We start from the raw sequence: 14,385 nt of genomic DNA, 5'->3' as shown, positions 1-14,385 counted from the left end.
ATCAATCCTTTTCATCTTCAACAATGATATTTGATTTAGTAGGCTTATCTCCAAAACCATCTGTCCCATCTTTTACGAGTTTGGTAGTGGTATAAGCGATAAAAATATCAGGCTCTTTTAAGATCTTTTCAATAATCTCCACAGATATAGTGCTTCTAAGTGTCAATGTAGCATACGCGTTGGTTTGATACCAAATAGAAATCTTTATTCCATTGGCTTCTATGAGGCTGAAAGTTTTTGGCTCAATATTACTATTTCTCAAAGAATATTTATCTCGCATTTTATTGAGTTGTTTGCGTGTTATCTCTGTATATCCTCGTGAATATTTTGTGGCAACATCTGAGGCAATAGATAAGGCTTTTTTATAATTGGAATCAAAAGTAATAGTAAAATCCACTCCATCCCACACCGTTTTCATCTCTCCGTGCGTATAGTTAGCAAACATCGTAGTGAAAATATAATTATTAGGAATGAAGATAATCCTACCAGCACGGCGATTTTCCAAATAAGTGGTCAAAGTCACATCTTCATGCATCGTGATACGCAACATAGAAATATCTAGAACATCTCCAACATAAACACTCCCATCTTTACTCACACGAATTCTATCTCCAACATGTACGCTCCCCCCAAGAACAATAACAAACCATCCCAACACGCTCATAAATAGATCTTTCATTGCGATAGCTAATCCCGCAGAAGCAAAACCCAAAAACGCCACCAAATAAGTTACATTTTCTAAATATGCAAACAGCAAGATCAAGATAATAATACTAATATTGAAAAAATTGATAATCTTACTAGCAGTGTATGCCCTTTCGTTATCATGAATATAGCGTCTTACAAAGAGTTTTAAAGCCAACGCTAAAGCAATACTAAAAACAATCGTAAGTCCAATATAAACAAGTTTAAAAATTTGATTTTTAATCTGTATTTTCAGTCTATTGATAATCTCATCAGTATCTTTAGTATAAATGTCAATAGTTGTATTGAGAATATTTTGAGCACTTTGAAGCTCTAATTTTTTGCTTTGATTTTGACGAATCTGATCAAATAATTCTTTTGATTGATTGAGCTCAAAAAGTTCTTTAAGTAAAGAGTTTTTGTCATCTAAATTCTTTAAAACTGATTCTAAACTTCTTTGATTTTTTTTGAGAATAGATTTTTGATTTTCAATGTTTTTAATAAAAGAAATACCCCCAATAATGGCTATAGGATTGGTTATATCTGGAATAGTATTTATCTGTGGTTTTTCTATGAGCTCTTTAAAGGGATTTGCTTTATATTCCTCCAAAAGCTCTTCTTGTCTCTGCAAGGTCTCTAGTTTATGAGTCAATGTGGTTATCTTGACTTTATCGGTGGTAGATTTATGATTTTTTAGGTTTTTTAGCTCTTCTGTGATTTTTTCAATATCGTCTGTGATTTGATTATAAATTTCAAAGTTTGTATATTTTTTTAACCAAATACTGTTGTTTGAAGATATTTTATTATCAAGTTGTTCTATTTGTGATTTAAGAGATTGAATCTCAACCTCATTAATTTTATTTGCAGTCTTTTTAGGAAGAGCGTTCAAAGGAGAAATAGAGCTTAAAAATACAAAAAAGAATCCGAAAAAGAGTATTTTAAGATTATTTTTCATTGTGATTACCCCATTTTTTGAGTGTTTGAAAGAGTGTATTTTTTGGAATATCATCTGTTATTACAACATCTCCAATACCCTTTGGTAAAATAAACTTAATTTTATGATTTTGTGTTTTTTTATCCAAAAAGAATTTTTCATAAAAATTTTCAATATTTTCAATAAAGTATCTGTGGTTAAGTCCATAATGATTGAGTAAATTTTCTATACATTCAACTTCCTTAGAAGTCAATAATCCAAGCCTAAAAGCTAAATCATTTGCCATCTTCATGCCTATTGCGACTGCTTCTCCGTGCAAGAATTCACAATAGTTCGTCTCATTCTCAATAACATGAGCAAATGTATGTCCATAATTAAGTGCTCCACGAATCCCATTTTCTTTTTCATCCATATTTACAACACTAGCTTTTATCTGTATGCTCTTAGAAATAGCCATCTCTAAAGAATTTTGATCGTTTAAATCACTATCTTGCAACCAGTTGAAAAAATCTTTATCAAAACAAATCGCCATTTTAATGATTTCGGCCACCCCTGCTCTAAATTCTCTTTGTGGCAAAGTTTGTAAATATAGCGGATCAACATAGACAGCTTTTGGTTGATGAAAAATTCCTATGAGATTTTTCCCAAATCTATTATTAATACCTGTTTTTCCTCCTACAGAAGCATCAACTTGAGCAAGTAAGGTAGTAGGAATAGCTATAAAATCAATGCCCCTCTGATAAATTCCACTAGCAAATCCTACCATATCACTTATGACGCCACCCCCAAGTGCTATCATCAGAGATTTTCTATCAAGTCTGCTTTCAAAAGCAATCTCTAGGATTTTATCAATACTTTCAAAATTTTTATGATTTTCTCCATCTGGAATAATGCTTACAAACACCTCATCAGCCTGCAAATGATCCAATAGATCTTGAAGATACATTCCAGCTACTTTTGGATTACTTACTATTAAAACCTTTCCTTTATGGGAAATTTTATCGAATTTACCAATCTTCACGCAATAGGTCAAGTTGTCTGTGGAAATAGTGATTTCTTGTATTGGTTTCATCTAATCACTCTGTAATAGGAATAAAAATCTGTGGATTATTATCTAACATAAAAGATATTTTTTCCACCTTTGTGGAAGCAAACCAAAAAAATCTCGTCTTTGTGATGCATTTTTCAAAAGGCAAAAATTGTAAAAGAGGTTTTTTGGATTCTTTTAAAAATAAAATAGGATTTTTAGAATTTGTGCGAGTGATTTTTATTTTTTTATCAAAAATACGTGAGAGATTATCATAATCTTGAGCAACTTGAAGCTGATAGTGTTTATCAGGGTCAAAATCATAGAGCAACACCCCTAATCCCATCTGGATAGAAATATCAAAAATAATGGAAGAAATATTTTCTCCTTCACTCATTTCATCATTGAGAACAACTACACTATCTTTGACGTTTTCCAAACTTCTTGAACTGGTTTTTAGTACAGGAGTAGAAAGTGCGAAAAGAGCTTTACGATGAAAACGGGAAGAAAATATCTCTTTACCTACAACCACTAAGCCTATCTTTTTCTCACCATCTTGTTGCAATTTCTGCACAAAACTCATCCCGCTGTATTCTAATCTCACATTCACATCAGGTTCATCAAGAGCTTTTATTTCTTTGAGTAGTGCAAAATTACAAGGATTAAGCACACAAATATTAAGTCTTGTGCTTTTTGTATTCTTATGAATATACAAAGCTTGATGAATATCTCTCATTACAGCCTTTTTTGACTGCAAAAGCGTATCCACATAGACATAAACATCCTTTCCAAAAGGTGCAGGAAATTGCCCTATATCACTTTTTATTTGTCTGTAAACATTCTCTAAGACCTTTGGATCTCCAGCAACCAAAAGCACATCTGCGGGCTGAATCACAATAGAATAATTACTCAATATAAATTCACCGTGTCGATAAATCCCCACGATCTTATAATTTTTTTGCTGGATTGATCCGATATGGCGATAGGTAAAAACACTACCAAAAGGTACCCCTATCTCCATAACTTCGCCCTGCTCCAAACCAAATCCTTGTGGAATCAAAGGCACATTAGGAAGTCTTGCTAAAAGTCTTCCTGCAATGGTCTTAGCCTCCTCTATTAGTACAGATTTCTCATCTTCAAGTATGCTAGAAAGAGTGATCTCATCTTCATATGCACTCAATACAATTCGTATATCTTTGTGTTTATTTTTGATGATTTCATAGACAATCTCACGTTCTTTTGGATCTTCCATTATGATAAAAATATCACTGATTTCATTATTAACAACATTTAAAAGTCTGTATGCAGAGGTTGGATCAAAGATTTGAAAATTAAATGTACTGGGGATTTTTTCTGGCACAAAGCTTGAATCTTTGCTTACAACTGTGTAAAGATTGTTACTAAAATACTTCTCAAGTACGGTTTCCAAAAATTTTTTTGCTACAATTCCATCGCCAATCAAAACAATTTTTTTCAAATACATCCCTTAATGTAAAGTTAATTTCTATTGACCCGTTTTCAACACTCGTGATTATACCAAAAGGTTTGAGATATGGATTTTAAAATTGATGCAACCGATGAAAATGCCCGAGCAACCACGATAAAACTTGCGCACTCCATTGTGCAAACACCAGTTTTTATGCCAGTAGGAACACAAGCTTGTGTAAAAGGACTAGATGCCCATGATATTAAAAATCTTTTAGATGCAAATATCATTTTAGCCAACACTTACCATATGTATTTACGAATAGGTCAAGATATGATGCAAAAATTGGGAGGATTGCATAAATTCACACAATTTGATAGGAATTTTTTAACCGATAGCGGAGGATTCCAAGCATTTAGCTTGAGTGGAAATATGAAAAAACACCTTGAAGGAATTGAATTTAAATCTCATATTGATGGGAGCAAACACTTTTTTACTCCCACTAATGTTTTGGATATGCAATATGCCCTTAATAGTGATATTATGATGGTCTTAGATGATCTCATAGGGCTTCCTGCGAGTAAAAATCGTCTCCAAGAATCTGTAGAAAAAACCACACTATGGGCAAAAAAAAGTCTAGAATATCATCTTTTACAAAAAAAGCACGATCTTGCACAAACCAATCATCTATTTGCGATAGTGCAAGGTGGCACAGATAAAGATCTGAGAATCTTAAGTGCGAAATCACTCACAGAATTAGGAGAATTTGACGGATATGCTATTGGAGGATTAGCTGTCGGGGAAAAAGCTGAAGAAATGTATCAAAGTATCGAATATGTTACAGAGATCTTGCCCGTATATAAGCCTAGATACCTGATGGGAGTAGGAACGCCTGAAAATATACTAGAAGCTATTGAGAGGGGTGTGGATATGTTTGATTGTGTGATGCCAACTAGAAATGCTAGGAATGCCACACTATTTACCTCTACAGAAAAGATTGGCATCAAATCATCTAAATACAAACTTGATGAAGGAGCACTTGATGAAAAATGCGATTGTTATACCTGCAAAAACTATTCAAAAGCCTATCTGCACCATCTTTTTAGATGCAATGAGATTACTTATCATAGGCTTGCAAGTATTCATAATCTCAAATACTATCTCAATCTTACCAAAGGTGCTAGAGAAGCTATCATTAAGGGAACATTTAAAGAATATAAAAAAAGCATTTATGAAAGATATAATCACCCACATTGCCAATAAGATAGGCATTGTGGGCAAATATGATGGTATCAATCTTCCTGTATAATTTTCCTACCATTGAGTGGCTGAATTGGTCTATTATTGGGTTCTTTTATAGTCTGCTGAAATTTTTTTATCTGATCTTTTGAAATCTCAAGAGGTTCTTTAAGTATAAACCAACTAACACCTTCAGTGCAAGGAGGAGTAGTCAGAGAACCATTATAATGGAAAAAATGAATTTTGTTTGGAATAAGTTTTGCTAAATCAACATTTGAAACTTTGACTTTTTCACCCGTTTTTTTAGGCATCACTTTCCATACAGGATTTAAGATCTTATTATCTTTGCCTTCTTTGAACCAAATACTCACAACCATTAAATGTCCATCTTTGTCCTCATTCACCAAATGCATCTCAAGTGGATACTGCTTATTTTTAAGTAAATTTTCTGCTGGTGAATGAAAATGAAACTGTTTAAGATAATATCTGTGTCCATCAACATCCACATATCCACCCTTATCATATTCAACTCTAATGGTTCTACCATCATTGATTTCTAGTTTTGGGGTGCCCTTATAAGAAAAAATAATTTTGTCAGGACTTTTTGTCTGTGCAAAATCATTGATATTCACAGGCGATTGCAATCTCCCAGTTGCACAAGTGCTAAACTCTTTTGAAATCTTTCCCCAATGTTCGGGAGAATTTTTTCCTTCATAATCCCATTTGGGTCCGTTGGCAAAAGCTAGTGCTGAAAGCACAAAAATAGATGAGAGGTATAAAGCTGATTTTTTCATTGCATATCTCCTTTTGTTAATGTTTTTTTATATGCCTAATAACTATTATAAAAAAATCTTTACAAAAAGTAAATGAGGAGAATTTGTCAAGAAAATTCAAATATTTTAAGAATAAAATATAAATCAAAAAGACCATAAGTCTATTCAAGCAAAGCTGACAATTACAATACCCTGTTCATTAAGGGCTTGATGAAGTTCTTCTACAAGGAGAGTTAGCTAGTTAATAAAAGCAAGATGACATACATCTTTAAAATCAAGATATTTTACTAGTATTTTTTAGATTATCTTCATCACCTTGTGCAATAGCTAACCAACGTGCATAATTTCCTATTTTAGAAGTATTTGATCTTTGGATCAGTGACCTCTCCCATACCTATACGCACTTGAATAAATTCGAGATATTTTAATACATTGAGATACTCCAAATCCCAATTCCCAAAAAATCCCCCATAATAATGATTTTGTCTTTTTTAAACCTATGGGTCAAGTAAATGGTAATTTTATGAATATCTTCCGCTCAAACTGCAGTAGAAAGATTTGCTTTGGTTTTTAAATCCTATTTTTGATTCAGTAATTTTCTAGCATGACTGTAATCCTAATCCATATATGGTATGGTTTTTTTATAAGGGAGATTGATACACATGAGCAAAAGAACTCATAGAGCCACCAGGCTAACCGTGCAAAAATAAAATAATTGAATTTTGTATTGTGACCCCTGATAGAAATATACTGCCAAGTCGCACTGATTTTAAGTTGCAGGTTTTTATTGATTCTATTTTTTATTTTAATCTCTAAGTTTTTAAATATATCATTGAGCTTCACGTCGCTACATATCAAAAAACTAAATATAGATAAGATGACAACTAGAGTTAATATGAAGGCAAAACTTATCATAAACATTGGAAAAACTCATAAATCTTCCCTGTGTGTAAAATTGATTCATTCTATTCAACAAAAGTTCTCAAAGCAAATCAAGAAGAGTTAATCAAAAAAAAGATTTTAAAAACGAAAGGAAAACATACTTAAGTTTAGAGAGATTAATAAACCCCTTCCCAGATAGCTAAGGCACACCATAAATTAAGCAACTCTGCTGTGTTCCCACCCTGAAGCATTATCTCAAAATATGATTGCATAGGTCTGAAAAGAGGCGAGGTTATTTTACAACCTTTGGGCTTAATAAAAACTTTCTATATCTAAACTTATTTTAAATTTTAGATCAAGCATGTGATCTTTTTCTAAGCAATACTATTGTGGCAAAAAGACTACAAACTCCTGCAATACTTAGCCAAATACCAGGCATAGCCTTGTTATCTGTGAGATGGATGAAATAGGTTGAAATCACAGGAGTAAAACCTCCAAAAACTGCCACAGCAAGTGAATATGTTAAGGAGAATCCAAGCACTCTCACAGAAGAAGGCATGACTTCTGAGAGTGCTACAACCATTGCTCCATTATAACTACCATAAATAAAACTAAGCCAAAGCTCAACCACTACAAGATTAGTAAAAGTAATGTGATGTGCCAAAAAATACATTGCTGGATAAGCCGTTAAGATGCTTAGAAGTGTCGTTGAAATTAGAATAGGCTTACGGCCAATCCTATCGCTCAACAACCCCATAACAGGCAACCAAAAAAAATTACTCGCTCCAATAATTGCAGTGATTAGAAAACTATCAAGCCTTGATAGATGCAAAATAGTGCTAGCAAATGTAGGAGTATAAGATGTGATAAAATAAAAGGTCACAGTTGTCATCATCACAAATAATGCTCCAAGCGTCATAATTTTCCAATTTCTAAACATATCCAAGAGTATTTCTGTGGTTTTTATAATCCCTAAAGATTTTTTAGCCTCAAATTCAGGAGTTTCTTGAAGGGTTTTTCTGATGACTAATAAAAAAGGCACGACCAAACAACCAAAAATAAAAGGAATCCTCCAACCCCATTCACTAACCACCAAATCTCCAAGTATATAATGTAGCCCTACTCCAAAAAGTCCTGCAACGATTGTGGCAACCTGTTGAGAAGCACTCTGCCAAGAAACATAAAAACCTTTTTTGTTTTTTGGAGCAATCTCTGCTAAATAAACACTAACACCTCCTAACTCAGCTCCAGCACTAAAACCTTGTAGCAATCTCCCTATAACAACAATAATGGGAGCTGAGATACCTATTTGTTCATATGAAGGGGTTGCTGCAATACTTAAAGTGCCAACTGCCATAAGAGAAAGTGTTATGATCAGACCCTTTTTTCGTCCGTGTTTATCCATATAAGCTCCAAGGATAATCGCACCCACAGGACGCATCAAAAACCCAGCTCCAAAGGCCATAAAACTCATCATTACTGATATGAATTGATTATGCGAAGGAAAAAATACCTGTGCAATAAAACTAGCATAAAATCCATATACCGCAAAATCATACATTTCCAAAAAATTTCCACTGCAAACTCTGAATATAGATTTTGCATCTTGAATTGCCTTACTATGAGTATTCATTAAAAGTCCCCAATATATTGATATATCATCATTTTTTCGTTCTCTTGTGAAGTCTAAAAATTTTCATCTAAAAAATTACAAAAAATAACTGTGATATGTTTTAGCTTAAAAAGATATTTTTATGAAAAATTCTATGATATTTTTTATGGATTTTTTACATTCTTACCAGTTTTTATGATTGAGAATACTCTGATGGACATTTGATTATATTTGAATTAAAAAGAAGTTATAATATTTTTAATATTCAAGATATTTCTAGCATTTTTAATATCTATAAAGATTTGATTTTTTAACTCTGATAGGTTTTTGAAATGTCTATTCTCTCGGATTTTTTCCACAAATTCAATTTGAATTGTTTTCTCTGTAATTTGAATATCTTTATCTAATATATGAGTTTCAATGGAAAAATGTCTATCCGTACTCAAACGATTACCAACAAAAGAAACCGAAGGAAAAATTTTCGATTTAATATGAGTAAAACTTGCATAAACTCCATTTCCAGGCAACACAAAAGATTGAGTTTTTATGTTGATAGTAGGATAAAGCTCTTTAGAGCCCAAATTTTGCCCTGAGACTACCCTTCCCTCTAAAATATAATTTCTTCCTAGAAGTTCATTGGCAAGAGAGATATCCCCAAAAACAATAAGTTCTTTTATGATACTTGAATGTAAGGGAATATTTTTTATTTTGATTTCTGGAATAATAAGTACTTCTTTATCAAAAAGACTCTTAAGATCATCTGCACCATAGCTTCTATTTGTGCCAAACCTAAAATCATACCCTACGATGATTCTTTTAAGATTGGGAAGCTTTTTGTATAAAAAAGCTATAAATTCTTTCCCATCTAAAGAACAAATATCCCTAAAAGGAAGTTTGTAAGAAGGTTTAGGGATAAGTCTTTCACGACCCTTTAAGGGGGTAATAAAATTTGAATGACTTTTGTGTATGACAAGCACACAACCATTTTCATCTAGATATTCAAAAATTTTTTTATGTGCAAGATGCACTCCATCAAACTTGCCAATAGCCACGCTAGAAAAATCAAGATTTTTTGATATGGATAAAAAATTCTTCATTTCCTTCTTTTCCTTTTAGTAGCGATTTTTCAATATTACAGACTATAAGAGATCTAGCTTGGATTTCACTTGAAAATTCATCTATGCTTCTTTGAATCGCCTTTTTATCAACAATCACACCTTTTTTATTTCGTTTGACCCCTATACCGACCTCAAATTGAGGCTTGAACAACAATATCAACTCATCGCTAAAAATATATAAATGATCTAGAATTTTACTCAAGGAAATAAAACTAACATCACACACCAATAAATCAAATTTTTCTGCGTATGAAAAATCTCTAATATCGCACTTTTCAAATAACCTGATCCTGCTATCAGTTCTTAATGACCTATCAAGCTGATTAAATCCAACATCAACACAAACCACTTCTATTGCACCAAAATCCAATAAAACCTGTGCAAATCCTCCCGTACTAGAACCTACATCTAAAACCTTCTTGCCCGTGCAAGTAATAGCATTTGTCCTAAAATAACCTAGCAGTTTTTTACCTGCCCGTGAGACTAAAGCGTCTTTTAAATCCAGTTCAATTTGATTTTCTGCACATTCTGATATTTCAAAAGAAGGTTTATTTATTATAAAGCCATTGACTTTCACCTTGTCTTCGTAAATAAGCTCCTTTGCTTTTTCTCTACTTTTACAATACTTATTTTTTGTCAGATAACTATCCAATCTCATTTGAAAAATCTTAAATCTGCATCGGAGTAGCTTGATAGGCAAAATCAAATACAATCTGCCCTAAATCATAAACTTTCATCATCAACTTGGCATCTCTTGAAGCGAGAGGATCAAGTTTTTCAAAAGCAACTAAAAAAGTTTTACTCCATTTATTTGATGGATGAAGAATTTCATCAAAATCATCTCTTGTTATTTCTCTGCTCCAGATTGGAGTTTTGCCAAAAAGAGTGAATTCAATCATGTCATTCAAAAATATTCCCTTGTTTTCACTAAAAATCTCGACAAAAAAATACTCCCTGCCACCATAAATAACATTATCGACTTCATTTAGATGAATCGCAACAGCAACCAAAATGGGTTTTTTATTTTTTAATATCTCACCCTTACGAGATGCTTGAATCTTTTTTTCAAAGATAATATCGGGCTTATAGGTATCTTCATAATAGCTCGTACATCCAAAGAAAATAAAAATGGCAAAACAGATCATAGAAAAATGCTTCATTATTGTGAAAATCCAAATAAAAATATTTTTGTTTTTATGCTTACTTAAGATAAAATCATATCAAATTTTATCACAAAGATTGGAGCAAGAATGCGACACTTGATACAAACAACTGATCTAGATAAAGATGAGATAAACATTATTTTAGATAATGCCAAAAAATATTTAAAACAAGATGTCATTCAAACACTCAAAGGAAAAACGGTAATCACTATATTTTTTGAAAATTCTACTAGGACTTTAAGTAGCTTTGAAATAGCTCTTAAAAGACTAGGAGCAAGTGTAGTGAGACTTGATGTTTCTAAAAGTTCTACTGCAAAAGGAGAGTCTATCTCTGATACAGCTGCCAATTTAAATGCAATGAAACCTGATGCGATCATTATCCGACACAAAAATGCTGGAGCGGGAAATCATTTGGCAAAATATGTTTCCTGTCCAATTATTAATGGCGGAGATGGAGCCCATGCCCACCCAACACAAGCATTACTTGATCTTTTTACGATGCACAATCACTTCAAGACAAGTCTAGAAGGAAAGCGTATTGCCATTATCGGGGATATAAAAAATTCTCGTGTGGCTAATAGCAATATTGAACTTCTTTCACGTTTTGGAATGAAAATCACCTTAGTGGCTCCACCACATTTTCTCCCTCAAACAGATCTGCCAACGACCTCTGAGATTAGTTCTGTGATTGATTCTGTAGATGTGCTGATGAGCTTAAGAACTCAAATCGAAAGGCATGATATGCAAACTTATGGTTCCTTGAAAGATTATGCCCATAACTTCTGCATCACAAAAGAACTCATAAAAGATAAAAATCTTATCATTTTGCATCCAGGTCCAGTCAATAGAAATATTGATATTGAAGATGAAGTGCTTAAAGATAGCAGGTGCAAAGTTCTTGAGCAAGTAACCAATGGTGTAGCAGTGAGAATGGCAGTTATGGAATACTTCATACTCAAAAGATAGGGGTGAGTGTGTGTGTAAAAAATGCACAGAATAAAAACTACCCGCTCCATATAGCCAACAAACTGCCAAAATGTGCTATAATCTTAGTAGATGGTTCAAAAGGTGGCACAAGAACCTCTAAAATTAACATCATATTAGGGAGAGCATTATGAAAAAACACTATCTGAGCTTCGTCGCGTTAGCTCTGTTTGGAACCACTTCACTAAACGCTTTTGACTACAAGATAAGCGGGAAAGCTGAATCTTTTTCAAAATTCGGTTTCAATAATACGCCCATAAATTCAACGGAAGGTAAATATCCCACTGAAAGCTTTGTAACAATGGTGGGAGGTCTGCAAGTGGATATGAACCTGCTTCCAAAATCCTTCTCAGAACAAAGCTTGAGTGCTGGATTAGGTGGAATGATAGGAGGGCTTGCATATGATTCTGGAAGAAATCTTATTGATCAAGCAACTGGGAAACCTTTTGGTTCAGCAACTTTTAACTACTTCGGATACTACGCAAAATACGATGGTACGGCTGCGTGGCAACGTCCTGATTATAATATCGGAATGACTCAAAACAGTAGGCACTATGTTATTTATAATGCCTACTTGAACTATGATTATAATGGTGTCTTTGGTATCAAAGGTGGACGGTATGAATCTGGTGCTGATTTTTATAGTGGCTTTACACAAGGTTTTGAAGTTTATGCCAAGCTCTCAGAACTAAAGCTTTGGTGGTTTAGCTCATATGGGAGAGGTTTTGCATATGATGAATGGCTCTATGATTTCTATGCCCCTAAGACATATACAGAAGCTTCAGGCAAGGTCGTCAATCTAGGAGTTCATGCTTTTAAGGCAACTTGGTATCACAATGGTATCACGATCGCACCATTCATATATTTTTCACCTAAGACCTATACGGCACCAGCTATTGAAGTAGGCTATGATACCAACCCTGAGTTTAGCGGTGAAGGATTTAGATCTCAAACCACGGTTATTGGGCTTTTTCCCGTGTATGACAAACGTGTTCGAAGTGTCTATAGGTATGGGAGTGAAACAGGTACGGATGGGCAAACTTTATTGATAAAACAACGATTTGATATCAATAATTACAATATAGGTGGAGGAATATATAAAAACTTCAAGAATGCTAATGCCCACGTAGGAACTTATGGAAATCCCGTAGGAATAGATTTTTGGACAGCAAGCGTGTATGATATAGGGGCTTCTGTAAGTGATATGATCGGAAAAGATGCCTTCACAGGATTTCTCTATGGTGGAGGATATTATATGCTAGGAAATAGTAAAAACTTCGGTGGTAAGCTCAATTGGGGGATTCTAGGACGTCTAACTACTAGCGATAGGAGCAACGAGCAAAGTATCGCCGTGAATGTTGATTATCAGTTCTCTTCTCCATTTCAACTCGCTGTTGGCCTAAAGCTAGAGTATTTTCGAGATCTAACAAAAGAGGGCTACAAAGTTGGAGTAAGTGAGCCCGTACCCTTACAAGCTCAAGATGTTTCAGATAGAAGTCATATGATGGCATACATGAGATATGGATTCTAGTTTGACCACATCGCAGTGCTTTGATTAGAAATAGGACAATCCATGCTAGTTTATATGAAAATATAAACTAGTGATTTTGCTTCTCTATTGGCCATCTAAAGCGATCGTCAATATTTTCTAGCTTGTTCATCAAAATCTTCACAATAACTCAACCGCTCTGCATAATTTTAATAAATACCCTACCTATCAAAACATTGACATTGGTTATAGAAATAGATTCTTTAGAAGAATCTTGTTTTAAGGATTCATAGATCGCTGCTCCTGTTGCAACTCCTCCAATAATAGCACAACCTATAGGATTTTCAGTACAAACCCCAATTCCTAATGCACCCCCACCTATGATAGCTGCAGCATTATTATCCCTATCTTCTTGTTTTACCAAAGAAGCTTGGTGGTTATTGTAATCTAAAATATCTTTAAAAGAAGGATGGTTTGAGTCTGTGTCTTTTGAGTATAAAGGATGGTTTTGATTGTTTTGGTTTAGAACATTTGCATTGTTTGCATTGTCCTGATTGTTTGGGCTATTTGTGTTGTTTTGATTGTTTGCTTGTGTGTTGTTTGCATTGTATCTTTGATAGTTAGGTTCTTTGAATCCAATGTTGTTGATTTGATTTTCATACCATTGTTTAGAAGAGATGGGAGCATAGGTGGTAGTGTTATCATTATGATGTGTGGCTCTGCCTTTTGTGTTTATAGAAGAGAATCCTAAGAAATTAGAGAGATGATAAGAGAAGTTTCCATAGGTTCCTTAACGTCTTTAAATCTTTCTGCTAAAATTTCCATTCTTTTCATTTACCTTCACCTTCCTTTGTTGTTTCTTTCCCCTCGTGTACTTTTTTCTTGCTATGCATTTTATCTAAAGCAGGGGTACTATTTGTTTGTGGCCTATGGATTTTATTCTTGATGGATTTAAAACAAGAAATACAAAGTTTTCCAAATGCAAAAACAAACAATATTGATGGCATGGGTAGAATAAATAAATAATAAATTCCATCTATTAAATAGATATGAT

14 protein-coding genes and 1 other RNA gene are annotated in these 14,385 nt (G+C 33.6%); 3 read left to right on the top strand and 12 right to left on the bottom strand.

The annotated features are described in order from the left end of the window. Position 1: 1 nt before the first annotated feature. Genes BKH42_RS05815 through BKH42_RS05805 form a run of 3 tightly spaced genes read right to left on the bottom strand, consistent with a single transcriptional unit; the run spans position 2 to position 4,128 of the window. The gene (locus tag BKH42_RS05815; protein ID WP_095295685.1) at positions 2-1,639 is read right to left on the bottom strand and encodes a mechanosensitive ion channel domain-containing protein; all 1,638 of its coding nucleotides are present in this window, start codon (positions 1,637-1,639) and stop codon (positions 2-4) included. Further along, entirely contained in the window at positions 1,629-2,690 is a 1,062-nt protein-coding gene (gene aroB / locus BKH42_RS05810; protein ID WP_095295684.1) for a 3-dehydroquinate synthase, read from the bottom strand. The genes BKH42_RS05815 and aroB overlap by 11 nt, the downstream gene beginning before the upstream one ends. Before the next feature lie 4 nt (positions 2,691-2,694). After that, positions 2,695-4,128, bottom strand: coding sequence for a TrkA C-terminal domain-containing protein (locus BKH42_RS05805; protein ID WP_095295683.1), 1,434 nt, complete (start codon positions 4,126-4,128; stop codon positions 2,695-2,697). 69 nt (positions 4,129-4,197) lie between these two features. Here BKH42_RS05805 and tgt point away from each other — a divergent pair, with 69 nt between their 5' ends. Further along, on the top strand, positions 4,198-5,334 hold the full coding sequence (tgt, locus tag BKH42_RS05800; RefSeq protein ID WP_095295682.1) for a tRNA guanosine(34) transglycosylase Tgt: 1,137 nt from the start codon (positions 4,198-4,200) through the stop codon (positions 5,332-5,334). Positions 5,335-5,363: 29 nt separating this feature from the next. Here the strand turns inward: tgt and BKH42_RS05795 are convergent, their stop codons facing one another. The 6 genes from BKH42_RS05795 to BKH42_RS05770 all read right to left on the bottom strand — a co-directional run bounded on the left by BKH42_RS05795 (position 5,364) and on the right by BKH42_RS05770 (position 10,855). Then, positions 5,364-6,104 (bottom strand): carbonic anhydrase family protein, encoded by a 741-nt coding sequence (locus tag BKH42_RS05795; RefSeq protein WP_095295681.1) that lies wholly within the window; start codon positions 6,102-6,104, stop codon positions 5,364-5,366. A gap of 1,046 nt (positions 6,105-7,150) precedes the next feature. Then, an RNA gene (gene ffs, locus BKH42_RS05790) (signal recognition particle sRNA small type) lies at positions 7,151-7,248 on the bottom strand. 72 nt (positions 7,249-7,320) lie between these two features. Beyond that, positions 7,321-8,598, bottom strand: a complete 1,278-nt coding sequence (locus BKH42_RS05785) for an MFS transporter (protein WP_095295680.1) — start codon at positions 8,596-8,598, stop codon at positions 7,321-7,323. Positions 8,599-8,813: 215 nt separating this feature from the next. Continuing rightward, entirely contained in the window at positions 8,814-9,674 is an 861-nt protein-coding gene (locus BKH42_RS05780) for a bifunctional riboflavin kinase/FAD synthetase (protein ID WP_095295679.1), read from the bottom strand. Continuing rightward, the gene (locus BKH42_RS05775) at positions 9,640-10,353 is read right to left on the bottom strand and encodes a TlyA family RNA methyltransferase (RefSeq protein ID WP_095295678.1); all 714 of its coding nucleotides are present in this window, start codon (positions 10,351-10,353) and stop codon (positions 9,640-9,642) included. The genes BKH42_RS05780 and BKH42_RS05775 overlap by 35 nt, the downstream gene beginning before the upstream one ends. 10 nt (positions 10,354-10,363) lie before the next feature. Beyond that, positions 10,364-10,855, bottom strand: a complete 492-nt coding sequence (locus tag BKH42_RS05770) for a hypothetical protein (protein WP_095295677.1) — start codon at positions 10,853-10,855, stop codon at positions 10,364-10,366. Between the two features lie 90 nt (positions 10,856-10,945). Here BKH42_RS05770 and BKH42_RS05765 point away from each other — a divergent pair, with 90 nt between their 5' ends. Then, the gene (locus tag BKH42_RS05765) at positions 10,946-11,824 is read left to right on the top strand and encodes an aspartate carbamoyltransferase catalytic subunit (RefSeq protein ID WP_095295676.1); all 879 of its coding nucleotides are present in this window, start codon (positions 10,946-10,948) and stop codon (positions 11,822-11,824) included. 148 nt (positions 11,825-11,972) lie between these two features. Beyond that, positions 11,973-13,373 carry an outer membrane family protein gene (locus BKH42_RS05760; protein ID WP_095295675.1) on the top strand — a complete coding sequence of 467 codons (1,401 nt, stop codon included), beginning with the start codon at positions 11,973-11,975 and terminating at the stop codon, positions 13,371-13,373. A 148-nt stretch (positions 13,374-13,521) separates the two neighbouring features. On the opposite strand, the gene BKH42_RS05755 is transcribed toward BKH42_RS05760, so the two are convergent. From BKH42_RS05755 to BKH42_RS09505, 3 genes are all read right to left on the bottom strand, one after another. Then, positions 13,522-13,755: a hypothetical protein gene (locus tag BKH42_RS05755; RefSeq protein WP_095295674.1), complete on the bottom strand. Its 234-nt coding sequence runs from the start codon at positions 13,753-13,755 to the stop codon at positions 13,522-13,524. Between the two features lie 98 nt (positions 13,756-13,853). Next, the gene (locus BKH42_RS05750) at positions 13,854-14,036 is read right to left on the bottom strand and encodes a hypothetical protein (protein WP_095295673.1); all 183 of its coding nucleotides are present in this window, start codon (positions 14,034-14,036) and stop codon (positions 13,854-13,856) included. A 125-nt stretch (positions 14,037-14,161) separates the two neighbouring features. Next, the coding region (locus tag BKH42_RS09505; RefSeq protein WP_219349840.1) for a hypothetical protein at positions 14,162-14,385 on the bottom strand (224 nt) is incomplete at its 5' end.

This window comes from Helicobacter sp. 13S00482-2, assembly GCF_002272795.1.
GTDB lineage: Bacteria > Campylobacterota > Campylobacteria > Campylobacterales > Helicobacteraceae > Helicobacter_J.
This window is presented reverse-complemented; position numbering and strand designations above follow the sequence as displayed.

Coding starts and splice junctions, on each gene's coding strand:
- BKH42_RS05815 (WP_095295685.1), bottom strand. CDS start 1,639: ATGAAAAATAATCTTAAAATACTCTTTTTCGGATTCTTTTTTGTATTT.
- aroB (WP_095295684.1), bottom strand. CDS start 2,690: ATGAAACCAATACAAGAAATCACTATTTCCACAGACAACTTGACCTAT.
- BKH42_RS05805 (WP_095295683.1), bottom strand. CDS start 4,128: ATGTATTTGAAAAAAATTGTTTTGATTGGCGATGGAATTGTAGCAAAA.
- tgt (WP_095295682.1), top strand. CDS start 4,198: ATGGATTTTAAAATTGATGCAACCGATGAAAATGCCCGAGCAACCACG.
- BKH42_RS05795 (WP_095295681.1), bottom strand. CDS start 6,104: ATGAAAAAATCAGCTTTATACCTCTCATCTATTTTTGTGCTTTCAGCA.
- BKH42_RS05785 (WP_095295680.1), bottom strand. CDS start 8,598: ATGAATACTCATAGTAAGGCAATTCAAGATGCAAAATCTATATTCAGA.
- BKH42_RS05780 (WP_095295679.1), bottom strand. CDS start 9,674: ATGAAGAATTTTTTATCCATATCAAAAAATCTTGATTTTTCTAGCGTG.
- BKH42_RS05775 (WP_095295678.1), bottom strand. CDS start 10,353: ATGAGATTGGATAGTTATCTGACAAAAAATAAGTATTGTAAAAGTAGA.
- BKH42_RS05770 (WP_095295677.1), bottom strand. CDS start 10,855: ATGAAGCATTTTTCTATGATCTGTTTTGCCATTTTTATTTTCTTTGGA.
- BKH42_RS05765 (WP_095295676.1), top strand. CDS start 10,946: ATGCGACACTTGATACAAACAACTGATCTAGATAAAGATGAGATAAAC.
- BKH42_RS05760 (WP_095295675.1), top strand. CDS start 11,973: ATGAAAAAACACTATCTGAGCTTCGTCGCGTTAGCTCTGTTTGGAACC.
- BKH42_RS05750 (WP_095295673.1), bottom strand. CDS start 14,036: ATGATAACACTACCACCTATGCTCCCATCTCTTCTAAACAATGGTATG.